General features: G+C 38.8%; 21 protein-coding genes. 16 read left to right on the top strand and 5 right to left on the bottom strand.

The window, feature by feature from the left end:
- Positions 1 to 581: 581 nt before the first annotated feature.
- The 5 genes from PALPR_RS01965 (at position 582) to PALPR_RS01940 (ending at position 4,425) form a co-directional block, all read left to right on the top strand.
- Complete coding sequence (locus PALPR_RS01965; RefSeq protein ID WP_013443924.1) at positions 582 to 1,151, top strand: DUF4256 domain-containing protein; 570 nt, start codon at positions 582 to 584, stop codon at positions 1,149 to 1,151.
- 526 nt (positions 1,152 to 1,677) lie between these two features.
- The gene (gene mce / locus PALPR_RS01955; RefSeq protein WP_041620580.1) at positions 1,678 to 2,088 is read left to right on the top strand and encodes a methylmalonyl-CoA epimerase; all 411 of its coding nucleotides are present in this window, start codon (positions 1,678 to 1,680) and stop codon (positions 2,086 to 2,088) included.
- Positions 2,089 to 2,176: 88 nt separating this feature from the next.
- Complete coding sequence (locus PALPR_RS01950) at positions 2,177 to 3,736, top strand: acyl-CoA carboxylase subunit beta (RefSeq protein WP_013443922.1); 1,560 nt, start codon at positions 2,177 to 2,179, stop codon at positions 3,734 to 3,736.
- 8 nt (positions 3,737 to 3,744) lie between these two features.
- Positions 3,745 to 3,975 carry a hypothetical protein gene (locus PALPR_RS16140; RefSeq protein WP_013443921.1) on the top strand — a complete coding sequence of 77 codons (231 nt, stop codon included), beginning with the start codon at positions 3,745 to 3,747 and terminating at the stop codon, positions 3,973 to 3,975.
- Between the two features lie 6 nt (positions 3,976 to 3,981).
- Positions 3,982 to 4,425 carry a biotin/lipoyl-containing protein gene (locus tag PALPR_RS01940; protein ID WP_013443920.1) on the top strand — a complete coding sequence of 148 codons (444 nt, stop codon included), beginning with the start codon at positions 3,982 to 3,984 and terminating at the stop codon, positions 4,423 to 4,425.
- Between the two features lie 99 nt (positions 4,426 to 4,524).
- On the opposite strand, the gene PALPR_RS01935 is transcribed toward PALPR_RS01940, so the two are convergent.
- The 4 genes from PALPR_RS01935 to PALPR_RS01920 are packed head-to-tail and all read right to left on the bottom strand — an operon-like array spanning position 4,525 to position 10,438.
- On the bottom strand, positions 4,525 to 5,841 hold the full coding sequence (locus tag PALPR_RS01935) for a TolC family protein (RefSeq protein ID WP_013443919.1): 1,317 nt from the start codon (positions 5,839 to 5,841) through the stop codon (positions 4,525 to 4,527).
- Positions 5,838 to 8,897, bottom strand: a complete 3,060-nt coding sequence (locus PALPR_RS01930; RefSeq protein WP_013443918.1) for an efflux RND transporter permease subunit — start codon at positions 8,895 to 8,897, stop codon at positions 5,838 to 5,840. The genes PALPR_RS01935 and PALPR_RS01930 overlap by 4 nt, the downstream gene beginning before the upstream one ends.
- A 2-nt stretch (positions 8,898 to 8,899) precedes the next feature.
- Positions 8,900 to 9,964 (bottom strand): efflux RND transporter periplasmic adaptor subunit, encoded by a 1,065-nt coding sequence (locus tag PALPR_RS01925; protein WP_013443917.1) that lies wholly within the window; start codon positions 9,962 to 9,964, stop codon positions 8,900 to 8,902.
- A gap of 51 nt (positions 9,965 to 10,015) precedes the next feature.
- Positions 10,016 to 10,438, bottom strand: a complete 423-nt coding sequence (locus tag PALPR_RS01920) for a MarR family winged helix-turn-helix transcriptional regulator (RefSeq protein ID WP_013443916.1) — start codon at positions 10,436 to 10,438, stop codon at positions 10,016 to 10,018.
- Between the two features lie 546 nt (positions 10,439 to 10,984).
- Here PALPR_RS01920 and PALPR_RS15245 point away from each other — a divergent pair.
- From PALPR_RS15245 to ubiE, 8 genes are all read left to right on the top strand, one after another.
- Complete coding sequence (locus tag PALPR_RS15245; RefSeq protein WP_013443915.1) at positions 10,985 to 11,614, top strand: MgtC/SapB family protein; 630 nt, start codon at positions 10,985 to 10,987, stop codon at positions 11,612 to 11,614.
- A 21-nt stretch (positions 11,615 to 11,635) separates the two neighbouring features.
- Positions 11,636 to 11,950, top strand: coding sequence for a c-type cytochrome (locus tag PALPR_RS15240; RefSeq protein ID WP_013443914.1), 315 nt, complete (start codon positions 11,636 to 11,638; stop codon positions 11,948 to 11,950).
- 260 nt (positions 11,951 to 12,210) lie between these two features.
- On the top strand, positions 12,211 to 14,094 hold the full coding sequence (rho, locus tag PALPR_RS01905; protein ID WP_013443913.1) for a transcription termination factor Rho: 1,884 nt from the start codon (positions 12,211 to 12,213) through the stop codon (positions 14,092 to 14,094).
- 175 nt (positions 14,095 to 14,269) lie between these two features.
- Positions 14,270 to 15,595 (top strand): Ig-like domain-containing protein, encoded by a 1,326-nt coding sequence (locus tag PALPR_RS01900; protein WP_013443912.1) that lies wholly within the window; start codon positions 14,270 to 14,272, stop codon positions 15,593 to 15,595.
- A gap of 245 nt (positions 15,596 to 15,840) precedes the next feature.
- Complete coding sequence (fabG, locus tag PALPR_RS01890; RefSeq protein ID WP_013443910.1) at positions 15,841 to 16,587, top strand: 3-oxoacyl-[acyl-carrier-protein] reductase; 747 nt, start codon at positions 15,841 to 15,843, stop codon at positions 16,585 to 16,587.
- 207 nt (positions 16,588 to 16,794) lie between these two features.
- A complete protein-coding gene (secA, locus tag PALPR_RS01885; RefSeq protein ID WP_013443909.1) occupies positions 16,795 to 20,097 on the top strand; it encodes a preprotein translocase subunit SecA in 3,303 nt (1,100 codons plus the stop codon).
- 118 nt (positions 20,098 to 20,215) lie between these two features.
- Complete coding sequence (lgt, locus tag PALPR_RS01880; protein WP_013443908.1) at positions 20,216 to 21,067, top strand: prolipoprotein diacylglyceryl transferase; 852 nt, start codon at positions 20,216 to 20,218, stop codon at positions 21,065 to 21,067.
- A gap of 30 nt (positions 21,068 to 21,097) precedes the next feature.
- Entirely contained in the window at positions 21,098 to 21,847 is a 750-nt protein-coding gene (gene ubiE, locus PALPR_RS01875; protein WP_013443907.1) for a bifunctional demethylmenaquinone methyltransferase/2-methoxy-6-polyprenyl-1,4-benzoquinol methylase UbiE, read from the top strand.
- Between the two features lie 103 nt (positions 21,848 to 21,950).
- Here ubiE and PALPR_RS01870 read toward each other — a convergent pair whose 3' ends face one another.
- Positions 21,951 to 23,276, bottom strand: a complete 1,326-nt coding sequence (locus tag PALPR_RS01870) for a T9SS type B sorting domain-containing protein (RefSeq protein ID WP_013443906.1) — start codon at positions 23,274 to 23,276, stop codon at positions 21,951 to 21,953.
- Positions 23,277 to 23,439: 163 nt separating this feature from the next.
- On the opposite strand from PALPR_RS01870, the gene PALPR_RS01865 reads away from it, so the two are divergent.
- From PALPR_RS01865 to tsaB, 3 genes are read left to right on the top strand one after another with little or no spacing between them, the layout of a single operon-like run.
- A complete protein-coding gene (locus PALPR_RS01865; protein WP_013443905.1) occupies positions 23,440 to 25,275 on the top strand; it encodes a LysM peptidoglycan-binding domain-containing protein in 1,836 nt (611 codons plus the stop codon).
- A gap of 20 nt (positions 25,276 to 25,295) precedes the next feature.
- Entirely contained in the window at positions 25,296 to 25,922 is a 627-nt protein-coding gene (locus PALPR_RS01860; RefSeq protein WP_013443904.1) for a porin family protein, read from the top strand.
- Between the two features lie 20 nt (positions 25,923 to 25,942).
- Complete coding sequence (tsaB, locus tag PALPR_RS01855) at positions 25,943 to 26,626, top strand: tRNA (adenosine(37)-N6)-threonylcarbamoyltransferase complex dimerization subunit type 1 TsaB (protein ID WP_013443903.1); 684 nt, start codon at positions 25,943 to 25,945, stop codon at positions 26,624 to 26,626.

Below are 26,626 nucleotides of genomic sequence, written 5' to 3'. Positions count from 1 at the left end.
AAAAAAAACAATCATAATTATTCTACAGGTTCGATTATTATCATCAAACTCATCTTGAGGCATATTTATTAAAACAGCTATATCTTGAAGAAAATTAAATATATCTACATCATAGATCGATAAACAAACTACGCTGACTACTTATATTCTCTTAGCATTATGAATAAATAGACAGCAATAAGTCTTTTGATAAAAAACAAAAAATCATAAACATATACAAGAATAGTGCAGTAAGAATATGTGAGGATATCTAATTATTAAAAATGAATTTACTCATACAGAAATACCGAACTATAGCCTATCCGATAAATGGAGTATTTTAATTATTATTTATATAGGTATTTTATTATTTTAAAAGAAGTATGATTTTTCAATATGTTTTTTCACTATTTGTACCTCAATAGAATCATATATCTAATATAATGACTGTTATACTTTCTGTATCGGGAAATAAATACTACTGAGCGGAAATGAGTATGCCCTAAAAACATTTTATCCACTAAGTACGTTGCACCTGTAGGAAGTTTACATTTAATCAAACTCCCTGCAGGTGCAATTTTTATATTTAAAACTCAGCTCGTATGACATCGAATACCCCCACCAGACTTTCAGAAACAGAACAGCACGAACTGCTTAAAACACTCAAAAGCCGTTTCGTAAAAAATATGAACCGACATACAGACCTGACATGGGATGCGGTGGAACTGAAACTCAGCGCGTATAGCGAAAAGCTTTGGTCATTAAACGAAATGGAAAGAACCGGAGGAGAACCCGATGTGCTGAAAAAAGACCCAGAAACAGGAGAATTTGTTTTCTACGATTGCTCAGCCGAAAGTCCCAAGGGACGCAGAAGCTTATGCTACGACAGGGAAGCGCTTGAATCGCGCAAGGAATACCCACCTGCAAACAGTGCCGTAGACATGGCCAATGCAATGGGAATAGAGATACTCACGGAACAGGAATACCGCGAATTGCAACAGTTCGGAATTTTCGACACCAAAACCTCGAGTTGGATAGTGACTCCCAAAGAAATAAGAGCACTGGGAGGAGCTATATTCTGCGATCGTCGGTACAATCATGTTTTTGTGTATCACAATGGTGCCGAATCTTATTATGCCGCCCGGGGTTTTCGGGGTTCGCTGAGAATTTGAACATCCACAAGCCTTTGTCCGCCTAAAAACAAACCTGAAATGCGTTTTAACGGCAACCCGGGGTGTATACATAGAGCATAAGTAAATGATCAGGATATAGTTGCGTGTGCTGAAATATTCCGACAAAAGTACCGATTGGCAACGGTTGTTATTTTTTAGCAAAATAAAATTACTTACAAAATTATCTAAAACACAAGTCATCCATTTACAAACAGAACCATATTACAGCAAAAGAATAAAAAATGAAAGCAAAGTCTATCCTCAACGGGTAGACTTTTTCATTCTATACAACAGAAAAATGCAGTTTTTGTATATTCTTTCTATCTTTCTGATAATCAAGAATAAGAAAAAATATGAAAATTATTCATCTATTTCGTTGATAATGAAGAATAATTAATGTAAATTTGCACGAAATTTGAAATACGGAAAAATTTCAGTAATCAGCGTAAAAAAACTGTCCTGCTTTTCCGTGCATTCAGGTTTGTTTTCAGTTCGGAATTATCAAACTATTATAACTTATATTATTATGAAACCGACTCATATTGAGCATTTAGGTATTGCAGTAAAAAGTCTCGAGACTGCTATCCCTTACTACGAAAATGTTTTAGGATTAACATGTTACGCTGTAGAAGAAGTACCGGAGCAAAAAGTAAAAACAGCTTTTTTCAAAGTAGGACAAACCAAAATTGAATTGTTGGAGTCAACGGACCCTGAAGGTCCGGTAGGAAAATTTATCGAAAAGAAAGGCGAAGGCGTTCATCACGTTGCATTTGCAGTAGAAGGCTTGCAGGCAAAACTTGATTTAGCAGCTGAGCGCGGTGTAGCTCTTATCGACAAAGCTCCACGCAAAGGTGCAGAAGGACTAAACATTGCTTTCCTGCATCCAAAATCTACTTTCGGAGTATTGACCGAGCTTTGTGAAGATCCAAACAAGTAATTTCTAACAAGCCGACAGATTTTGACTGGTACTTACACGTGATTTTGTATTGGTAGTGTGAATCTGAAAGTTATTGATATATATAAAAATGGAAAATCAACAAAAAGTAAAAAACCTCATTGATTTGCGCGTTCAGGCCAAATTAGGAGGTGGTGAAAAAAGAATTGCTTCACAGCATGCAAAAGGCAAGTTTACAGCTCGCGAACGTTTGGAAATGCTGCTGGATGAAGGTAGTTTCGAAGAACTGGACATGTTTGTTACGCACCGTTGCAACAACTTCGGTCTGGAAAAAGAAAAATACCTTGGCGATGGTGTAGTCACCGGTCATGGTACTATCGACGGACGTACTGTGTATGTTTTTGCGCAGGATTTTACAGTTTTTGGAGGTTCATTGTCAGAAACAATGGCGCTTAAAATTTGTAAGGTAATGGATATGGCCATGAAAATGGGTTGTCCAATGATTGGTATTAACGATTCGGGTGGTGCTCGTATTCAGGAAGGTGTAACTTCATTGGCCGGTTATGCGGAAATTTTCCAACGTAACATTATGGCTTCGGGAGTTATTCCTCAGATTTCAGCTATCTTCGGACCATGTGCCGGTGGTGCTGTGTACTCTCCTGCCCTTACCGACTTTGTATTGATGACTGAAGATAACAGCTACATGTTCGTAACAGGACCTAAAGTTGTAAAATCGGTTACCGGTGAAGATATTTCTACAGAAGATCTTGGTGGTGCCGATATTCACTCACGCAAATCGGGTGTATCGCACTTCAAAGCCGAAAACGAAGAAGAAGGTATCCTGCTTATCCGTAAGTTGCTTTCTTATCTGCCTTCGAACAACCTGGAAGAAGCTCCGTTATTCGAAAACACAGATCCTATTGTTCGTTTGGATGACAAACTAAACTCTATTGTGCCAGACAATCCGAACATGCCTTACGACATGAAGGATATCATTCACGGTATTGTGGACAACGATGAATTCCTGGAAGTTCACCAACACTACGCTCGTAATATCATTGTCGGTTTTGCTCGTTTCAACGGTGCCCCTACCGGAATTGTGGCTAATCAGCCTAACTTCCTTGCTGGTGTGCTTGACTGTGATGCTTCACGTAAAGCAGCCCGTTTCGTTCGTTTCTGCGATGCGTTCAACATTCCTGTATTGACATTGGTTGATGTTCCCGGATTCCTTCCCGGATCTGGACAAGAGTATGCCGGTATCATTTCGCACGGTGCTAAATTGATGTTTGCTTATGGCGAGGCTACAGTTCCTAAGGTAACTGTAACAATCCGTAAATCGTACGGTGGAGCACACGACGTAATGAGCTGTAAACAACTTCGTGGTGACTTTAACTACGCATGGCCAACTGCTGAAATCGCCGTAATGGGTGCAGCCGGTGCTATTGAAGTATTGGAAGGACGCTCTATTTCTAAAATTACCGATCCGGAAGAAAAAGCAGCATTCGTCAGTGAAAAAGTGAATGAGTATAAAGACAAATTCGCTAATCCATATCAGGCAGCCTCTTATGGTTATATCGATGATATTATTGAACCACGTAATACACGTTTCCGTGTAATTCGCGCATTCCAGGCGCTGGAAACTAAAAAAGTGGTTAATCCGCCTAAAAAACACAATAATATACCTTTATAATTAGTCCTATGATATTTGATAAACTTTTTGGTAAGAAAACCAAGTCTGAAGAAACAGTTGAAGACAAGGTAAACGGTGAAATTCCGTCAGCAGATATCGTGGCTATTTCAATGGCTTTGCATTTGTTTTATGACGAGGTTCACGACAATGAAAGTAATGTTATTACGATTAAACGAATCGAAAGACGCTACTCACCCTGGAGTTCAAAAATTTATGGTATAAACAACAGTATCAGATAATAAGATATGAAGAAATTCAAATTTACAATAGATGGGGCTTCATACAGTGTGAATGTCAAATCGATAGAAGGTAATCAGGCCGAAATAGAAGTGAATGGAAAATCGTACGCAGTAGGATTGGAACAAGAGGTAAACACCCTTAAAACTCCTATTTTAGTTCGTAAAGAAGTACAGTCAAAACCGGGCGAAAACAAAATTACTGCTGCACCAGTACCAAAATCAGCAGGTAAACCAAGTGCTAATGCGCTGAAAGCTCCGCTTCCAGGCAGCATTATACGTGTTGTTGCCAAAGTTGGTGACACCGTAAAACAAGGTGACTTGTTGTTGGTAATGGAATCTATGAAAATGGAAAACAACATTCTTTCTGAAAAGAACGGTGTGATTAAAAGCATTTCTGTAGAAGCCGGACAAGCTGTATTGCAAGATGATATATTACTGGATATAGAATAGATTTAAAAGCTGTGAAAACAGCTTTATTGCAACAATAAAAAATGCCCATCGATAATTCGATGGGCATTTTTGTTTTAGTAAGTTTTATGTCTAAGGAAATTACAACTCAGAAACCAGTTGTTTTAGTTTAGTTTCAGCCAGTTTCAGGTTATACCTGAAATTTATCAGACGGGTATTGGATTGCACATAGTCTTCCTGTGCTAAATGAACCTCCAGCGAAGTCGCTTGTCCGTGTTTCAATCTGTCAATACTGATTTGTAGATTTTCTTTGGCTAACTGGTTATTTTCAGATTCAATTTTCAACAATTGCTGTTGGTTCTCAAACTCTGTCAATGTATTCGTCAGCTCTGTATTCACCTGCAATTTTATGTTTTGTAAGTCAAGCTCTGCAGACTGCGCCTGTATTTTGGCGGTAGTTTCTTTCCGTCTTGTTTCTCCGGCGTTGTACAACGGAATAACCAACGTTCCTCCAACCTGAGGCCCATTAGAGTTGTTTTGCAACAGAGAACCTGCCGAATTCACCGTACGCGAAGCATAATAACCACCTTTTAAACTCAGTGTGGGCAGATAAGAAGCACGGCTTTCTTTCAAAGCCAGGTTAGCAATCTCAATTTGTTTCTGAAAGTTTAGAATGGATGCATTTGATTTGTTTAGCTTATTAAACAGCAGTGCCCGATCGGGCTCGTATCCCAACGGAATTGAATCTGAAATCTCAATAGATTCAGTGGCACTTTTGCCCAATAGCAGATTCAGCGTTTTTAATGCTTCATCAATCGCAAATTCCTGATTTATGACATTCTCAGTCGTAACATTCATATCTATTTTGGATTGCAACAATTCCGATTTCAATCTCGAACCCGCATTATAACCGGTCTGAGCTATAGTAACTCTGGTAAAATTATAATTCAACGCTTCTTTAATCGAATTCAGTTGTTGCTTTTGGCGGACAACATTGTAATATGCAGCTATTACGTTGTACAAAGTCTGCGTGACTTTCTCTTTAAACTGAATTTCACCCAAAGCCTGAATTTCGTTCAGTTTGCTTTTGGTAACGAACATTTTACCTCCATCAAACAGGTTCCAGCTTAGTTGAGCACCAGCAGAAAGAGCCGTTGTGGAAAGTGATGGTATATTCGTTTCAGTCCCGTTACTGAGCTTCTGAGTAGAATTATTCACACTGTAGTTACCGGAACCCGTAAGAGCCACCGTAGGCAGCATACCGGCATTTCCGGCAGTGTTATTCACTCTGGTTATTTCCGCATCATTTTCGGCTACACGTATATCAAAATTCTTTTTCAAAGCTGTTTTGATAGCATCCTCTATAGTCAGTTTGTTTTGAGCACCGACAGTAGTACAACCTAAAAATAAGATGAACAAAACGCTTATCTTCATTATATCTATAGTTTTGTTTTTCATTCCTCAATGTTGGTTTTATTTTTACTTGACATAACGATATACATAATCGGAATAACAAATAAAGTTAGTAATAACGAAAAGCATAAACCTCCCACCACAACAATACCTAATGGTATACGACTGGTTGATCCGGCACCTAAAGCCAATGCAATAGGCAACGCACCGAAAATAGTAGCCAGCGAAGTCATCAAAATCGGACGGAAACGAGCTGCAGCCGATTCGAATGCTGCTACCCGTTTATTCATGCCCAATTTTCGCTTCTGATTGGCAAATTCAACGATAAGAATACCATTCTTAGTCACAATACCAATAAGCAGAATCATACCGATTTCAGAGAAAATATTCAGTGTCTGACCGAATATCCACAACGAGAGCATAGCTCCTGCAATAGCCATCGGAACTGTAAGCATAATAATAAACGGATCGCGAAAACTTTCAAACTGCGCAGCCAGAATCAGGTAGATAAGCAACAGAGCCAGAATCAAAGCGAAAGAGATATTAGAGTTACTTTCGGCAAAATCTCTGGACGGACCTGAAAGCGCTGTGGTAAAGCTCGAATCAAGCAGTTTGTCTGCAATGCGATTCATCTCGGCAATTCCTTCGCCCAGCGTTTTACCTTCGGCAAGGTTTGCAGAAACGGTTGCTGACTTATACCTATTGAAATGATATAAAACAGGCGGTGAACTATTTTCTTTCATTTCCACTAAGTTGTCGAGCTGTATCATGCTGCCACTATTAGATCTGATATACATCGAGGAAATATCGGCAGGAACATTTCTGTCCTGACGTTCCATTTGCCCAATAACGTAATATTGCCTGTTGTTACGCAAGAAATATCCATAACGACTACCACTGAAAGCAAGATTCAAGGCGTTGGTTATATCACGTTCATTAATTCCAAGGCTGGTTGCTTTTAATCTGTTTACAGTAATATTCAGTTCCGGTTTATTAAACTTCAAATCCACATCCACATTACTGAAAACCGGACTACTCTGGGCTTCTTCCATAAATTTAGGCAATACAGCCTGGATTTTATCAAAATCGAGGTTCTGCAATACGAACTGAACCGGTAAACCTCTGGAATTGGAAGTGGCAATAGTTGGCTCCTGACTGGCAATAACGCGAGCATCAGGAACAGAGTCATTAATCTTACCCATACGTTTGAAAATCTCCTGTTGTGATAACTTACGCTTCGTTGGGTCTGAAAGGAAAATCATCAGCGATCCGCCATTAACTCCCGAACCAGGACCACCGCCACCATAACGTGCTAAGGTATATTTAGCAGCAGGGAACTTCTCCATCGTGGTTTTAGCCAGGTTATCTATTATCTTTTGCGTCGAGGTATACTCTGTACCTTCAGGAGTAGTGATACTTGTACGGATGTAACTATGATCTTCGAGAGGAGCTAATTCCGACTTAAGGTTTCTGCCAAGCGCAAATATAATAACAATACATAAACCAAGAATTGAAAATGAAATCCATTTATTCTTTATAAAAAAGGATAGAAAACGTCTGTACTTCTTTTCCATTCCGACAAAGAAAAACTCGCTTTTCACATAAAAGTTTGAGTGATGAGAAGCAGATCCACCCAAAAACACATTTAATACGGGCGTAAGCGTTAACGAAACCAAGGCAGAAATAAGTACTGCACTAGCCACCACTATACCGAATTCGCGGAAAAGACGTCCGGTAAAGCCCTGCAAGAAAATAACAGGAATAAACACAATGGCCAGTGTAAGCGAAGTGGAAATAACCGCAAAAAATATCTCGCGTGTACCTTCCAGCGCTGCCTGAAATTTATTCATTCCCTGCTCAATACGTTTAAATATATTTTCCGTTACTACAATACCATCATCCACCACTAATCCGGTGGCCAATACAATTCCGAGTAAGGACAGTACATTTATGGAAAACCCGAAAATATACATGATAAAGAACGTTCCGACAAGTGATACAGGAATATCTATCAACGGACGCAGTGCAATAATCCAGTTACGGAAAAATAAGAATATAATAAGTACTACCAGAAAAATAGAAATCAGCAAGGTTTCAACTACATCCTTCACTGACTGACGAACAAAATCTGATTTATCGCGTCCGACATTCAGTTCCACACCTTTGGGTAAGTTGAGCTTAATCTGGGCTAAACGTTTGTTGAATTCATCAGAAATCTGAATAGTGTTAGCTCCCGGCAATGGGATAATGGCCAGGTTTAACCCTGTATTTCCATTGATAGTTCCACCCGATTCTTCATTTTGAGGACCCAGAACCGCCTCACCAATATCACTCAAACGAATAACCTGATTATCGGTTTGTCTTATAATTAAATTATTGAAATCCTTCTCTGTAAGTAATCTTCCAAAGGTTTTCACTGTAAGTTCAGTTGCGTTACCCCGTATTTTTCCACCGGGCATTTCCACGTTTTCTTTTTGAAGTGCAGTGCTTACATCACCGGGGGTGACATTGAGCGCAGCCATCTTGGCAGGATTGAACCACAAGCGCATAGCCGGACGTTGCTGTCCGAAAATTGACACCGAACTAACTCCGGGTATGGTTTGCAATTTTTCCTGCAAAACAGTCTCAGCATAATCACTCAGCTCTATTGCATTCATATTGGCACTTTGAACTGTGAGCATAATAATCGGATCACCGTTAGCATCTGCTTTGGTAACAATAGGCGGTGCATCAATGTCTTGCGGAAGACTTCTCATCCCCTGCGAAACTTTATCACGCACGTCATTAGCTGCCTTTTCAAGGTCAGCACCTAATTCAAATTCAACTGTAATATTACTCGAGCCAATGGCCGACTGCGAAGAAATAGATTTTACCCCTTCAATACCATTAATCGCTTTTTCAAGCGGTTCGGTAATTTGGGATTCAATAATTTCCCCATTAGCTCCCGTATAGCTTGTCTGCACGGTGATAATTGGTGGGTCGATAGCAGGATAAAGGCGTACCGACAAAAAGTTGAATCCAACCGCACCCATTAAAATAATAACAAGACTTAGTACAATGGAGCCTATTGGTCGTTTTAATGCTATATCTGAAATGGTCATAATTATTTTTTTACAGATGAAAATTTCAATGGATTACCTTCTTTCAAAAATTGCAATCCTGAAGTTACAACAGAATCACCCACTTGCAAACCTTCAGTAACTTCAACTTTAGATGATTGGCGAACTCCTGTTTTAATCGTTACAAAATGAGCCTTCCCTTTCCGCGAAACAATGACTGTTTTGCTGTCCTCCTGAGGAATAATACATTGTGTGGGTATTAGCAAAGCATTTGGATTTTCGTTTAGTCTTAATGTCACATTTGCAAAAGCACCGGCTATCATTTCAGGCGAACGGCTATTGACAACAGCTCTCACCTTCAAATTACGGGTTGAAGCATCGATACCTTCTTCGGTTGCTATCACCGTTGCATCATACACCTTCTGCGGATTACTCATACTGAATTTCACCTTCATACCGGTTCTTACCGATGAGCTGTATTTTTCAGGAACACTAAAATCAATCTTTATCTTATTTTCTGTGCGTATAGTTGCCAGCAAAGTCGATGGTGTGATAATCGCACCTACACTTATATTACGCAATCCTATCACACCATCAAAAGGTGCACGAACTTCGGTTTTACGTATCAGTGTTTTTTCTACTTCAATATCAGCCCTTAACGAATTGAGTTGCAAACTGGTTTGATCATAATCATTCTGCGTAATACCATTCACTTTAAGCAATTCGGATTGGCGATTATAAACCTGCTGTTGTATAGCCAGTTGTGATTGCAGTTTTTTAAGAGTAGCCTGCAGGTCATCGTCAAAAAGCTTCACCAACAAAGCACCTTTTTTCACAAACTTACCTTCCGGTAAATTAATCATTACCACTCTTCCGGCTACCTCATTTTTCAAATCTACTGCTTCGTAAGCCATTAAGGAACCTGAAACAGAAATTTCAGTTATCAGGAGCGATGGTTTCAAAACGTAAGTTTCCACTTTTTTCTGTTTCTTTTCTTTTGGGTCTCGTTTATTCTCTTTTTCAGATGGTTTTGAAAAACCTATTTTCAAAAAGAACGCCACCAGTAATATCATTATTACGGCAATCCAGAGAGTTGATTTTTTTTTCATATGAGAATCATGTTGTTAATTGTTCGCTTGATTATATAGTACATTTAAACTTTACAATTCTTTTGTTTCAAGATTTCTCTCAATAACAGAAAGTGTCTTGTAGAGCTCTTCAATGCTGTCTGTGGATAAACCATCGAATGCGCACGAAGTAGTTTGACCGATTGCATTTTTAATATCGGGTAAAGCAAGTCGCGCTTTGTTGGTTATAGTAAGTTTATATTTTCGTTTATCAGTTACACTCTGAACGCGTTCGACATAACCATTGGACGACAGATAATCTATTATACGAACAACTTGTACCTTGTCGCACAATAGTTTATTTGCCAACTCCTGCTGCGTAATACCATTACCAGCTTCTATCAACAACAGCGGATAGAACGAGCGATTAATGTCGAGATGAGATAAGTGACCGTTAAGCTCTAGCCAGAACATTCGAGCTATTCTGTCCATTTTACGGCCAACAGGTTCTTTCATGGCTTAGTTAGACTTATTATTATTCAAAAAGTTTATTCAATGCTGTAAAATTACTAATAATATTTTTAGTTATCAATGTTATCTATTTTTTTAATAGAAAATTCATATGTTCAGCCAACACCTTTTCATACAATGCATTTCTTCTATAAAAACTCAATTAACAAAACATTAAGCACACTCAGATATTATAGTTATAGAAAACAACATTGAATTCCTCATGAATATTTAAACCAAATTGTTTGAACAAAATAACCTTTAAATCTAAATATATAACACAAAAATGCAGTTAAGTTCTGAATTATGTCTATTTTTACCGCTGAATAGCTGAGAGCTTGGATATAAGCAACAGCTGTGACTGCATTTCCAAACAATTACTGTAGAAAGCAAATAATAAACGACATATAATTTCAGGGAGCTTTTTGTAGCTTCATAATCTCAAAATAATCACTTATATGAACTTTTAGCCCCAATGCTATGTTCTTCGTATGAGTGATTTTTATTCTTGAAATGATTATTTTTTAAGTACAACAATTTAAATCACACGCAATGCAACCTAATCCAGAGCAATTTATTCAAATTTTTGCAGCTCTAATAGCCGGCTCCATACTTGGTTTAGAAAGAGAATATCATAATAAACCGGCGGGGTTCAGAACTATGATTTTGATTTGCGTCAGCTCATGTTTATTCAGCATACTTTCTGTTTCGCTTTCTGGAGGTGATCGCATAGCTTCAAATATCGTTACTGGTATTGGTTTTATTGGAGCCGGAGTTGTTTTTAAAGAAGGCGTAAATGTAAGAGGAATAACCTCGGCAGCAATAATATGGATGGCAGCTGCTATTGGGATGAGTATAGGTCTGAAGCATTATGCATTAGCAGCCTTGGTTGTATTTATTGTATTAGTAGTGTTGGTTGTACTTACCAGACTTGAGCGTTTAATTGAAAGTTTGCATCAAATAAAAACCTACGAAGTTCATTTCAGAGCTGCTGATTATTCTATAGAAGAACTTGAAAATGAATTAAATAATCTTCGTATACGTTTTACCAGAATAAAAACAGGAAAAGAAAACAATATTGTAAAAGTTGAATATAATATTGTATTCTCACCCAAGAAAAACAGAGACAGAATAGATAATTTCTTTATCAATAACAACAAAATAACAGGATTTGACGTTTAAAATACAGTAAAAAAATCAAGTATGAATTCAAAACGCATTTATTTGCTAATCATAGCATCATTCCTTTTTTGTGGCACAACAATGTTCTCGGCCACTCCCAACGACTCAATAAAAAGTCAAACTCCTGCAGAAATATTGCCTTTAGGAAAGACATTATACGAAAACAGCTGTGTTCGTTGCCATAAACTTAAAGAACCAGGTAATTACACACAAGAACAATGGCCGGGTATAATGGATAAAATGCAAAAACGCTCCAGAATTACTGACGAACAAAAAGCCACAATACTTACCTATTTACTTAGTGAAGCTAAGAAAGATGTAAAAACTGTTGAATAAATTTATTTATTTCAATTGAAGCAGGCTTATCGTATTCCCAATTTATAAAAACATTCGGTGCGCTTTAGCGCTGAAATCAATATATTTTAAATAAAAATACAATATATTTGTCCATTTAAAATTAAAGTCGTACATTTGCAACGTTTTCAAATCGCAACAGCAGTCCTGCTATTGTCACACAATCAAAAAACTTAACATTCACACAACAACGTTTTTTCCTTTAATGGAAAACCTCACCAACAACGTTTATTCATCACTTTATGAGTAATTACACCATTTTGCAATTGAATGCGAAAGAACTGTCCGAGCTAAAGGATATCGCAACCGCATTGGGTCTGAAAGTATCAAATTCAGCAAAAAAAGAAACTTTGGTCTATGACATTCTGGACCAACAAGCCGTTGTAAATGCACAACGCAAAACTATCACTAATGAAAATCAGGAAATTGATCGTAAAAAACGTCTCAGAGTGCCTATTAAAAAGACACCTGAACAAAAGGCGCAGCAACAGGCAGCAAAACAACCTGTTGAAAACCCAACGCAAAAACCTGAACAAAAAGAGATTAAAGAACAAAGACCTTTAATTGTCAAGCCTGTAGAAGCAGTAGTAAAAGAGGATGCCAAACCGCTTGAAAATGCAGTTAAGGAAACTAAACCGGCAAAAAAAGTCAATAAGCCAAAACAAAAAAGTGCAAAGCCTATTGTAATCAAACCATCGGCAGATGATGCTGAAAAAATTGAGGCAAAAGAGACACAAACTTCTGCTACCATTGCTCCTCCGACCAAAATTATAGTACTAGAAGACAGGCTTGAAAGCGAATCTATCGAAGAAACTTTATTCGTTCCTGAATCTACAGAAAACCAACCGACTAACGAATCTGAAATTCCAAAACCAATATTGGAAACTGCAGAAATTAAAGCGGTTAAACAAAATAATAACCAGAACAACGGGAATAACGGAAATAACGGAAATAACAATCGCAACAAGTTCAATCAACGACCAGAAAAAGGAGAAAAACAATTCGACTTTGATGGTATACTAGAAGGAACAGGAACGTTAGAAATGATGGCCGATGGCTATGGTTTCCTTCGCTCTGCAGACTATAATTATCTGGCATCGCCTGATGATATATATGTATCACAATCTCAAATTAAACTTTTTGGTTTAAAAACAGGAGATACCGTAAAAGGCGCTATACGCCCTCCAAAAGAAGGAGAAAAATACTTCCCGCTAATTAAAGTAGCTCAAATTAATGGTCGTTCGCCTGAATATGTGCGCGATCGTGTACCATTTGAACATCTGACTCCACTTTTCCCCGATACTAAATTTAATCTTTGCAGTGGCAAAAACGACACTTTGTCTGCGCGTATGGTTGATTTATTTTCGCCAATTGGTAAAGGTCAACGCGGATTAATTGTTGCGCAACCTAAAACAGGTAAAACTGTATTATTAAAAGATATAGCCAATGCAATAGCAGCTAATCATCCTGAAGTTTACATGATTGTATTATTGATCGATGAACGTCCGGAAGAAGTAACCGATATGGCTCGCAGCGTGCGTGCTGAAGTTGTATCATCTACTTTTGATGAACCTGCAGAACGCCACGTAAAAGTCGCCAGCATGGTTCACGAAAAAGCAAAACGTATGGTAGAATGCGGACAAGATGTAGTTATTCTGCTTGATTCTATTACCCGTTTGGCTCGCGCTTACAACACGGTTTCGCCGGCATCGGGCAAGATTCTTTCGGGTGGTGTTGATGCTAATGCATTGCACAAACCTAAACGTTTTTTTGGAGCAGCCAGAAACATTGAAAACGGTGGTAGTTTAACAATCATTGCAACTGCACTGACAGAGACCGGATCAAAAATGGACGAAGTAATTTTCGAAGAATTTAAAGGTACCGGTAACATGGAACTACAACTCGACCGTAAATTATCAAATAAACGTATTTTCCCTGCTGTGGATATTATGGCATCAAGTACGCGTCGTGACGATCTGCTTTTAGATCAGGACACATTAAATCGTATGTGGATACTTCGTCGCCATTTGGCAGACATGAATTCTATGGAAGCAATGGAATTCTTAAAAGACCGAATGGAACGTACTGAAAATAACGATGAGTTTTTAGTTTCGATGAACGCCTAAATTAAATTCAATCAATATTCAATGAAAGAATCGCCTGATAAATCAGGCGATTCTTTTTTATATAATTGATAATTTTTATACCGAAAATCATACAATTGTTATACTAACATGATAATTAGTATTATATTTGTATTCTAAATTTTTATGTCTGTAGTTATACTTTAACCTTAAAGCAATGAAATTAAGTTTACTGACTGTCCTTATTGTATTACTCTCATTTTCCGCCTGCAGAAAAGATGAGGTGACTCGCGTAAACCTGAATTATAACAGAATAACACTCAAGGTTGGCGAAAAAGACACCCTATTGGCAAACTTGTTATACGATGGAGATATAAATAAATTTCCAATAACATGGTCGTCAAGTTCCACCAGCATCGTACAGGTCTCCGGTGGTATTATTAATGCTATCAGCGAAGGTTCAGCTACAATTACTGCTGAAGCCGGAGGTAAAACAGCTAAATGCCAAATCACAGTTATCAAAAAGAATACTGATTTTGTCTTCACAAAAACATCTGCCTCATTTTGGGGAGACTATTTCAAAGTCGGGTCTAATAATCTCACAATGTATCTTCTTGAAAATACGTTAAGCATTGACCCCAGCGGAAATCTGCAAGGAACCGGAAGTTACCTGTACATTGATTTCAATATTGCGGCATCGGATAGCACCCTGAGCGAAGGAACTTACTCGATAGCCAACACCAGAGCTCCCAAGACTTTCATTCCGGGCGATACAGTTAGTTATGAGGGAGACACATTTGTCATTGGCACAAATATTAACACCATAGGTTCCAATGCAAAATCCTATATCATCAAAGACGGTTATTATAAAATATCTAAAGATGGAAGCGGGTTCAAGATTGAAGGGCAATTAATTTCGACAAAAGAAGAAATAATCCAGTTTACATATAATGGCTCTGTAGACCTAATTAACAAGATCAAGCCAGTCTACCCGGCTTTAACTCAGGCAGATTTATATTACTGGGGTGATATATACACAAGTAAAACAGCCAATAATTTTACTGTATTAATGGGAGACAAGAATATCAACATGGACAATATGTCTGGGAATGGTGACATGCTAATGCTGGAACTAAATACAGCTCTTAGCGTTACCAACACCATCCCCGATGGAACATACGAGATGATGGCAGGCTTACAAATCCAGTATTTACTACCCAATACGCTAGTGCCCGGCTATTCTTCCTCAACGGGCAATAAATGGGGCTCGTGGTATATAGGAAAATCAACCGAAGCCTTGCTAACCGGAAATGCCACATTTACTAAAACCGGAGACATATACAACATCAACTACCAACTTTTCAATGACATAAAAACAAAAGTTTCCGGTACGTTCAGCGGTAAAATGCGTTACTTTAATTACTCCTCATCTTCTTCCAGTGTAAAAGCAGAAAAAATGAGGCAATTACAAACACAAAAAGAGCATAAAAATCTCAAACAGAAAAGTCTTAGAAGAATGATTTTAACTCCTGTAAGACAATAATAAAATTAAACAAAGCATCTCGTAAACTATTATGAGATGCTTTGTTTTATGCACAAAAGTGTTCATTCTATGCAAGTTTTTTATGGGTTTAGGAAAAAAGAACTATCTTTGCAACCGAAAAAAAACAACTATCAATTAGAGTTTAGAAAAAAAATAGTCGTTTACTCATCTAAAACCATAATAATACGCTACAAATCAATCGCATTCATAGTGTATTCTATTTTAAAAATAAAACCACATATTTTATGAAATTACTAGAAGGAAAAGTAGCTATCGTAACCGGAGCTGCACGTGGAATCGGAAAAGCAATTGCACTTAAATTGGCAAGCGAAGGTGCTGCCATTGCATTCACCGATTTAAATATCGACGAAAATGCCTTAAACACACAAAAAGAAATTGAAGCATTAGGAGTAAAAGCGAAAGGATACGCTTCAAACGCAGCTAATTTTGACGAAACTCACACTGTAGTTGCCGAAATAGCTAAAGAATTTGGCCGTATTGATGTATTGGTAAACAATGCCGGTATCACAAAAGATGGTTTAATGATGCGCATGAGCGAAGGTCAATGGGATGCCGTTATCAACGTCAATCTTAAATCGGCTTTCAACTTTATACATGCTGTAACTCCAATCATGATGAAGCAAAAAGCCGGAAGCATTATCAACATGAGCTCTGTTGTTGGAGTTTCGGGTAATGCCGGTCAATCTAACTATTCAGCTTCTAAGGCAGGAATGATTGGTTTAGCAAAATCTGTAGCAAAAGAACTTGGTTCGCGCGGTATCCGTGCTAATGCTATTGCACCCGGTTTTATCGAAACAGAAATGACTCATGCACTAACCGAAGAACAACGTGCAAAATGGAATGAAACTATTCCATTGCGTCGTGGCGGAAGTCCTGACGAAGTGGCAAAAGTAACCCTTTTCCTTGCATCTGATTTATCAAGCTATGTGAGCGGACAAGTTATCAATGTATGCGGTGGTATGAACACCTGATTATTATTGATATTTAACTATAGACCATATATTATTAAAGCGCTTCAAAGAAATTTGGAGCGCTTTTTGCATTTAGTATTGTTATGGAATAAAACTTATATTTACACGCATTTAAAACGAAAAAATAGTATCTTTGTCAGTCTTTTTCCGAAAATCTGACAAAACAGGCAAAAACACACCAATACATTTATATAAAACATTGAAAAAATGGGATTTAATGAATTTTTAGGAAAACTACTGGGAAATAAATCACAACGGGATTTAAAAGAAATATCTCCTTACGTAGATAAGATAAAAGCAGCTTATTCTGAAATTGTATCACTTACTAATGACGAATTACGTGCTCGTACAGAAACAATTAAAACACGTATTCAGGATTATGTGGCTAAAGAGACTGCACGTGTGGCAGAGCTGAAAGCAAGCATTGAAGAGACTGAAATTGATCTGCGTGAAAAGATTTATTCGGAAGTAGATAAGCTCGAAAAAGAAATTACTGCCAAATATGAAGAAATTCTGGACGAAGTATTGCCTGAAGTATTTGGAATAATGAAAGACACTGCCCGCCGTTTAAGCGAAAATGACGAAGTAATAGTTACCGCCAATGACTTTGACCGCGATTTGGCAGCAAATCATGATTTCGTAACCATACACGGAGACAAAGCCCATTATAAAAATCAATGGTCTGCCGGTGGAAACATCATTAAATGGGAGATGGTACATTACGATGTACAATTATTCGGTGGTGTAGTACTACACAAAGGAAAAATCTCTGAAATGGGTACCGGTGAAGGAAAAACGCTGGTAGCGACCCTTCCTGTTTTCCTGAATGCTTTAACACGTAATGGTGTGCATGTGGTTACTGTTAACGACTATTTATCAAAACGTGACTCCGAATGGATGGGACCATTATACATGTTCCACGGACTCACAGTAGATTGTATCGATAAACATCAGCCAAATTCAGAGAGTCGCCGACAAGCCTACCTGGCAGATATTACATTTGGAACCAACAATGAGTTCGGGTTCGACTACTTGCGTGACAATATGGCAACTGCCCCACTGGATCTGGTTCAACGTAAACATAATTATGCGATTGTGGATGAGGTTGACTCGGTTTTGATTGATGATGCTCGTACACCGTTAATTATCTCTGGTCCGGTACCAAAAGGAGAAGATCAGTTATTTGAAGAATTACGCCCGAAAGTAGAACGGTTGGTTAATGCCCAAAAAGCACTGGCAACTAAATACCTTGCCGATGCCCGTAACTTATTGAAATCGGATGATAAAAAACAACAGGAAGAAGGAGCTCTGACCCTATTCCGTTCGTATAAAGGTATGCCTAAGAACAAACCGTTGATTAAATACCTCAGCGAACAGGGAATGAAAGCGTTGTTGCTTAAAACTGAAGAGTTTTACATGCAGGAAAACAACCGGAATATGCACATTGCTACCGATCCGCTTTACTTTGTCATTGACGAAAAAAACAATACAATTGAACTTACCGATAAAGGTATTGATTTAATTACCGATAACACAGACGACGCACATTTCTTTGTATTGCCTGACGTAGGTAGCGAAATAGCTGAGTTGGAAAAAAATAAAAGCCTTAGCGCTGAAGAAAAGCAAACCGTTAAAGACGAAATTCTTCAAAGCTACTCTATCAAGTCAGAACGCGTTCATACAATTAATCAATTATTGAAAGCCTACACATTATTCGAAAAAGATATTGAATATGTGGTAATTGAAAATAAGGTAAAAATTGTAGATGAACAGACCGGTCGTATTATGGACGGTCGTCGTTATTCCGATGGTTTGCACCAGGCTATTGAGGCTAAAGAGCGCGTAACCATTGAGGCAGCTACTCAGACTTTTGCAACCATTACGCTGCAAAACTATTTCCGTATGTATCATAAACTTTCGGGGATGACCGGTACAGCTGAAACAGAAGCAGGCGAATTATGGGATATCTATAAATTGGATGTTGTTGTTATTCCTACCAACAGACCGATTGCAAGAAATGACATGGAAGACCGCGTTTATAAAACAAAACGCGAAAAATATACTGCCGTAATCGAAGAAATTGACCGCTTAGTGGCCGAAGGACGTCCTGTTCTGGTGGGTACTACTTCGGTAGAAATTTCAGAATTGCTGAGCCGTATGCTTACCGGTCGCAAAATAAAACACAATGTACTGAATGCCAAATTGCACCAACGCGAAGCTGAAATCGTAGCTGAAGCCGGACAAAAAGGCACTGTAACCATAGCCACCAATATGGCGGGTCGTGGTACCGATATTAAACTGACGCAGGAAGTAAAAGATGCCGGTGGTTTGGCCATTATCGGTACTGAGCGTCATGAAAGCCGTCGTGTGGACCGTCAGTTACGTGGACGTGCCGGTCGTCAGGGCGATCCGGGTTCATCTGTTTTCTACGTTTCACTGGAAGATGATTTGATGCGTCTGTTCGGATCTGAGCGTATTTCGGGCATTATGGATAAACTGGGCTTCGAAGAAGGTGAAATGATTGAACATTCAATGATTTCAAAATCGATAGAACGTGCACAGAAAAAAGTAGAAGAAAACAACTTCGGTAGACGTAAAAACCTGTTGGAGTACGACGATGTAATGAACTCACAACGCGAGGTGGTTTACTCAAAACGTCACCACGCTTTGATGGGAGAACGTATCGGAGTGGATATTACCAATATGATTTACGATACCGTAGAGAATATTGTGGAAAGCACCCGTAACAATGGTGACTACGAAGAGCTGGAGGATGAATTACTCAAGGTTTTCGCCATGGATGTTCCTTTTAGTCAGGAAGAATTTACAAGCACCAAAGCCAACGTTCTGAGCCAAAAGGTTACTGAAGCTGCACTGGAAACTTTTAAACGCAAGATGGATAAACTGGCTTCTATTGCTTATCCTGTAATTAAAGACGTTTATGAGCAAAAAGGTCAACAATATGAAAGCATACTTATTCCAATTTCGGATGGAAAAAGGGTATTCAATATTACAACGCACCTGAAAACTGCTTATAATACCGAAGCGCGTGAAGTGGTAAAATCGTTTGAAAAACAAACGCTGCTTTATGTGATCGATGATGAGTGGAAAGAACATCTTCGTCAGTTGGATGAGTTGCGCAACTCGGTTCAGAATGCAAGTTACGAACAAAAAGATCCTCTTTTGATCTATAAACTGGAATCGTTCGGGTTATTCAAAGAAATGATTGACTCAATGAACCGTAAAGTGCTCGCGATTCTTATGCGCGGTCAAATTCCGATGCGTGAGCCGGAACAGGTTCGTGAAGCCCGTCCAAGTCAACGCATGGATTTGAGCAAATACAAAACTCAAAAAGACGATGCAGACAGCCGTAGCGAGGATCCAACCAAACAAGATACACGCGAGCTTCAACACCATGAACCGATACGTGTAGAGAAAAAAGTGGGACGAAACGACCCTTGCCCTTGCGGAAGCGGAAAGAAATACAAAAATTGCCACGGCGCTAATTAATAAGCAACCCCTAACCCCTAAAGGGGGAATTGAAGTTACTATTGTATGTGAAATAATATATACGAAGTAATTATGTTCCCCTTTAGGGGTTAGGGGTTTAAATTTAATATTGATATCTATGTTATTAGGCTACATTAACTGGACTGTTGATCCCGTATTATTTCATCTCGGACCATTGACTGTTCGCTGGTACGGATTTTTATGGGCTGTGGGTATTTACGCCACTTTGCTGATTGTGCAACGACTTTTCAAGCACGAGAAACTACCTTCGGAATGGCTGGACAAGCTTTTCATTTACACAGTAGTGGGTGCTATAGTTGGTGCCCGTCTGGGTCACTGCCTGTTCTACGAATGGCAGTTATTACCCGAACCTGCAACATTCCTGGGCATAACCTTCAAATACGGCAATCATTACCTTTCGCATCCGTGGGAGTTATTATACATCTGGCGGGGTGGTTTGGCCAGTCATGGTGGCGCTATCGGAATTTTGATAGCCATATTTTTCTATAATAAAAATGTATCGAAAAAAGGTTACATCTGGGTTTTCGACCGCTTGGTTATAGGTGTAGCTATCTGTGGAGCCGCTATTCGGTTGGGAAATCTTATGAATTCTGAGATTTACGGCAGTGCCACTTCCCTACCCTGGGGATTTATTTTCCTGCGCGATGGACAAACAGAGCCCATGCATCCTACCCAGATATATGAAATGATCTATTGTCTGCTAACTTTTGTGGTTACCTGGTGGTTATACTGGAAAAAAGAAGCGTATAAAAAGAACGGTTTGATCTTTGGCGTTTTTCTTATCGGTATTTTCGGTTCACGTTTTATCTTGGAATTTATAAAACTGAATCAGGAAAGTTTTGAGTCGGGCATGATTCTTAATATGGGACAAATTCTTAGTATTCCATTTATCATTTGGGGAATTTGGTTGATAATAAAGAGCAATAAAACTCCGATTGCCGAAAAATAGTCATTCAGGAAAGCCTTACAGCAAAACTATATGAATAAAAAAAACGAAGTTGATTTTACGAAAGTAAAGCCATACAATCAGGATGAAGAAAAGACGGCTCAGCTAGCCCGAATGTTCAATACCATATCGGATAAATACGATAAGTTTAACGACATCATGACCTGGGGACTGGCCAGAATGTGGCGTAAACAATCTCTGCTGGCGTTGAAAGCATACAATCCGCAATACATTCTGGATATTGCTGCAGGAACTGCCGACATGTGCATCAAATCCTATAAATATCTGAAACCAACACATGTTACCGGTGTAGATATTTCGGAGAGAATGCTGGAAATGGGACGGGTGAAAGTGGCAAAAGTCAACTTAACGGATAAAATTGATTTAGAGGTTCAGGACGTTTCGGCAATGACCTTTGCCGATGCCAGTTTCGATGCGGCAACCATTGCTTTCGGCATACGTAACTTCGAGAAGCTCGATGCCAGCCTGCAACAAATACACCGGGTTTTGAAAACCGGCGGACACTTGTTGATACTGGAAATGAATGAGCCTCAAAAAGGATTGTTATTTAAAGGTTACAAGCTATACACCCGGGTTTTTGTACGCTTAACCGCCAAGTACCTGTCGAGCGACGAAAAGGCCTATGATTACCTTCAGGAATCGATGCACGCTTTCCCCAATGGTGAGCGATTAATTGCTATTTTAGCAAACAATGGTTTTACTCTGAACAAGAACCACAAATTCAGTTTTGGAGTTTGCAGCATGTATTTGGTTCAGAAGTAAATTTCGTATAAAGAAACAACCCGAACTTATCAAAAAACAAAGGCTTATCGAATTGTCGATAAGCCTTTGTCAATTTATGTTTGTTTTTACAGACACTTGGTTTTTAGTTATCTGCTCCACGCAGCAGATTAATATCTCCTTTAAGTTTATATTCCCCTACTCTCAGTTTGGTTTTCGAATCGGGTTTTGAATTCGGATCGTAATCGGACCCCAGGGCTTTGATAATATAAAAATAAGCTCCAGGGGCTGCTTTCCTACCTCCTATGTTACCATCCCAGCCTTTCATTGGGTCTGTCCACTCATAAACTAACCTGCCCCAGCGATTATATATCCAGCAATGAAAACTTATAATGGATTTGTATGCCACCCTGAATTCATCATTAAATCCATCTCCGTTCGGTGTAAATACATTGGGAGCAACAATTTGAGATTCGGAGACCGTAACCATAATAGAGTCAGTAAACATGCAAGATTTAGCATCGCCATGACTTACTGTGACAGCAACTTTATAGACACCTGCTTCTGAAAAAGTATTTCGGATATCTTTATCTGTTCGGCTAATAAAAGGTTGAAAGGCTTTGTCTTTAAATATTTCCCATTTATAATACTGAGTTATCGGTTCATTAGCATTGCTCAAAAATTGCATATCAAACGGAGCCGATCCTCTGATTTGCTTCGCTGTCGTTGGTCTTTCAGCTTCATTTGTGGCATTACGGGTGCTCACTATGGATGTCTCGTGGCAGACAACTGCTATCGGAGTATAATCAGTACTGACAGGTGTAAGCTCTATTCCCAAATCCTTTGCATATTGATCGCCGATAAGAGTGAATTTAGTGCTGCAATATGGAGCAGGAACTGATTTTGGAGATGCAATTGGTGAAGAAATAGTTATTGTTGTATCTTTGGGTGTCCAGGCAGTACCGTTCCAACTAAGCGTAGTATAAGCGATATTAAAATCTCTGGTAATTGGTAAAGAAGTAGCACTGGCGGGAGTTTGGTAGCTGAGTGCCGGAATATCTGCATCAATAGCCAGACTCACCGTTTTACACTCACTGGTTTGAGCTGTAGGAACGCTGACAGACTTTAGAACCGGAGGCCTATAATCAATCACCCAAATATCTGCAATCTTCTTATCATCAACAGTCAATCTATAACCTGTAGCATCTTCTGGAGAAATAATGTTTTGTCCGGTATTACTAGAACCAAAAGCACCACTCGTAAACTTTGTCCATGTAATACTGTTTTTGTCTAAAAAGGGACCGTTATAAGTTATTTCTGTCATTGGATTTGTTATATCTTTAAAGATAAACACATAATCAACACCGGGGAATATCTTTCGTACACCATTAGAAGAACAAGTAATATCCGGGGAAGCAGAAACAGCTATAGTAGTCAGGCAAAAACTAACTAGAAATAAGATTTTTTTCATGAACGAATGGCTAAAAATTGCTTAATTAAATTACTGTATGCAAATGTACATCTTTCTTATCAATAACAAAAAAAACTTCTAATTATTAGCCTTATTTGCTTGATAAAGTATATTTTTAGTATTTTTGTCGTTGTAACTAAAAACAATTAGTAACAGCCGAAAAATGAAAAAACAATTAGCCAACTATATACTCGCGGGATTTCTTATATTGACATTTTCTTTAGCCGGACAAAACCATAATTATCCCACAAAAAAAGTAAATGGTATAGAGTATTACGTCTATACTGTACAGGTAAGTGAAGGCCTTTTTGCGGTAGCCCGAAAATTCGATACCACGCCGGACGAAGTCAGTAAAGCCAATCCATACATTAAAAACGGATTGAAAGCAGGTCAGGAAATTCTTGTGCCGATAACTAACAAATCTGCCAAAAACATCAAACCGGAAACACCTGCTAAAGCCACACTGCAATTTACCCAGCACAAAGTAGAAAAGAAGCAAACGGTTTTCGCTATTTGTCAGAAATACAATATCAGCCAGGAAGAACTTATAAAATACAATCCGGAAATTGAAAAAGGATTCAAAGAAGGTTTGATACTGCGAATTCCTGTTGCACGTAAAGACACAAAACCAGCGGTAAAAGAAACCGCACCGACTGTGGCTGCCGCTCCGGCTGTAGCAAAACCAATTTCTACCCCTGCTGCTGCAACAAGTAAAAGTCCGCAATTTACCACACACACCGTAAAACAGGATGAAACTTTATTTTCAATCTGCAAACGTTATAATGTAGAGATTAAAGACGTAGTAAAAGCCAATCCGGGTTCGGAGATTAAAATAGCCGTAGGTACTGATTTAAAAATCCCTCTCAAATCGGATTCTCCGAAAGTGAAAGAGCTTAAAAACGAGACTGCAAAAGCAGAATCGAAAGCTGTAGTTGAAAAGCAGGTTGCTCCAAAAGTTATTGAAAAGAAGATGATCCGAATTGCTTTTTTGCTTCCGTTTATGCTTGATCAGGCAACAAAAGAAGCTAAATTCGACCGTTTTATCAACTTCTATTCAGGAGCTTTACTCGCCATTGAGCAAGCCAAGGACAAAGGCATTTCCTTCGAAATTTACACATTCGATACCGATAATTCGGATGAAAAACTGAGTGAAGCGCTGGCCAGCCCCGAACTCAAATCCGTTGACCTGCTTATCGGCCCGGCTTTCACGAACCATGTGCCCATGGTTAGTAATTTTGCTAAAGAGAACAAAATAAACACCTTAATTCCATTTACAGGCAAAGTTTCCGACATAGACGAGAATCCTTATTTATTCCAGTTTAATCCGGGAACTGACACCGAACTATCCTACTTAATGGAGTTATTGTCCGGAAAGTATAAAAATACGCACATTGTGTTTGCCGAGATACAGGGCGTCAATCCACTGGACGATGGTAAATTAAAAGCCGATGCTCTTCGCAAAGAACTTACCAAGGGACGAAAAACATTTTCTACTATAGAACTATCAGGATCAAGTAATGGGGATTTTGCCGGTGTCCTTAAAAAAGGAGAAAAGAACCTGATAGTCTTTAATACAGACAAATTCCAGAGTGTAAGCTCGTACATAAACTCTTTGAGCTTGTACGCTCCTAACTTCGACGTTACGGTACTGGGTCAATACAGCTGGAGAAATCAGGCAGAGAAAACTCCCAAAAGCATTTACCTGTCACCTTTTATCTCCACCATGAATATTGGACTAATTGGTGAGTTTAATAAAAAGTTCGACCAATACTACGGAAAAGACTTGACAAACGAATCTCCCCGTTATGATGTTTTGGGTTATGATTTGACGAATTATTTTATAACGCTGATTTCAAAATACGGAAGTAAATTTGGCACCAAAATCAGTTCCACGTCGTCCATAACCGGTATCCAATCGCAACCGCTCTTCGAACGCAATGCGCCCGATGCAGGATTTATCAATCAACGTGTTTATCTGGGAGAAGATAAAGCACGCTAAAATCAGTACGCCTACAAGAAATGAAAAAAACGCTCATACTACTGTTCATTACAATAAGCTCTTCGCTGATGGCGCAAGACCGGTTAATTAAGCCCGAAATATATGTTGGAGCTAACTTTGGAGTTACAGAATCTATGGTTAGTTTTCATCCAAGTGTAGATCAGAGTTTTTTGAAGGGTTACAACGGAGGATTGGTATTCAGATATATAGCCGAGAAGAACGTAGGTATGCAAGCCGAATTAAACTTATCTCAAAGAGGCTGGAAGGAATCATCGGGGCTCTATACCCGCCAGTTGAATTATCTGGAACTGCCTTTTATGACGCACATTTACATTGGCAAAAAGAACAGATTCTTTATCAATCTGGGTCCTAAAATTGCATACTTGATTTCCGAGAAAACCATTGTAGACAAAACCGTAAATTCTACCGAAACGCAACACACTACGGCCATCGAAAATCCTTTTGATTATGGTCTCTGCGGTGGAATAGGGATTCTCTTTAATATTAAAGGAAGCATCTTTCAACTCGACTCCAGGGCTGCTTACTCCTTTGGAGATATATACTCCAACAGCAAAAAAGATTATTTTGATAACTCGCACAATATCTCACTGTCGGTCAATTTAGGCTGGTTAATTCAGGTGAAATAATTTTCAAAAAAAAAAATAAAATGTCTATCATTCTTCATATAGAAACATCTACAAACGTCTGTTCGGTAGCACTGAGCGAAAACGGCAGTTGTTTATTTTCCAAATCAAACGCCGAAGGAATGAACCATGCGGCGCTATTAAGCGTGTTTATAGCCGAAGCACTTGAGGTTTTAAAATCTAATGAAAAGAAACCTGACGCGGTGGCTGTAAGCAGTGGTCCGGGATCGTATACCGGCTTACGCATAGGCGTTTCTACCGCCAAAGGTTTGTGTTACGGATACGGTATTCCGTTAATCGCCGTGAGCACACTTGAAGTACTTACTGCCCAGGCATTACAATCTGTTTCCGATCAAAATGTACTTTACTGTCCAATGATCGATGCACGACGCATGGAAGTATATGCTGCTTTTTATAACGCTGATTTGGAAATTAAACGTGAAATATCGGCAGACATTATCGATTCAAACTCTTATGCTGACATGCTTGACAAGCAACCTGTGTACTTTTTCGGAAATGGAGCTGAAAAATGCAAGAGCACCCTCACCCACCCTAATGCCCGCTTTATTGACAACCTTGTCCCACTGGCAGAAAATATGATTTCGTTTGCCGAAAAGGCATTTGCAGACAACAACTTTGTGGATGTGGCCTATTTCGAACCATTTTACCTGAAAGAATTCCAGACAACAACGCCTAAAAAAATGTAG

The sequence above is a fragment of the Paludibacter propionicigenes WB4 genome (assembly GCF_000183135.1).
Taxonomy (GTDB): Bacteria; Bacteroidota; Bacteroidia; order Bacteroidales; family Paludibacteraceae; genus Paludibacter; species Paludibacter propionicigenes.
This window is presented reverse-complemented; position numbering and strand designations above follow the sequence as displayed.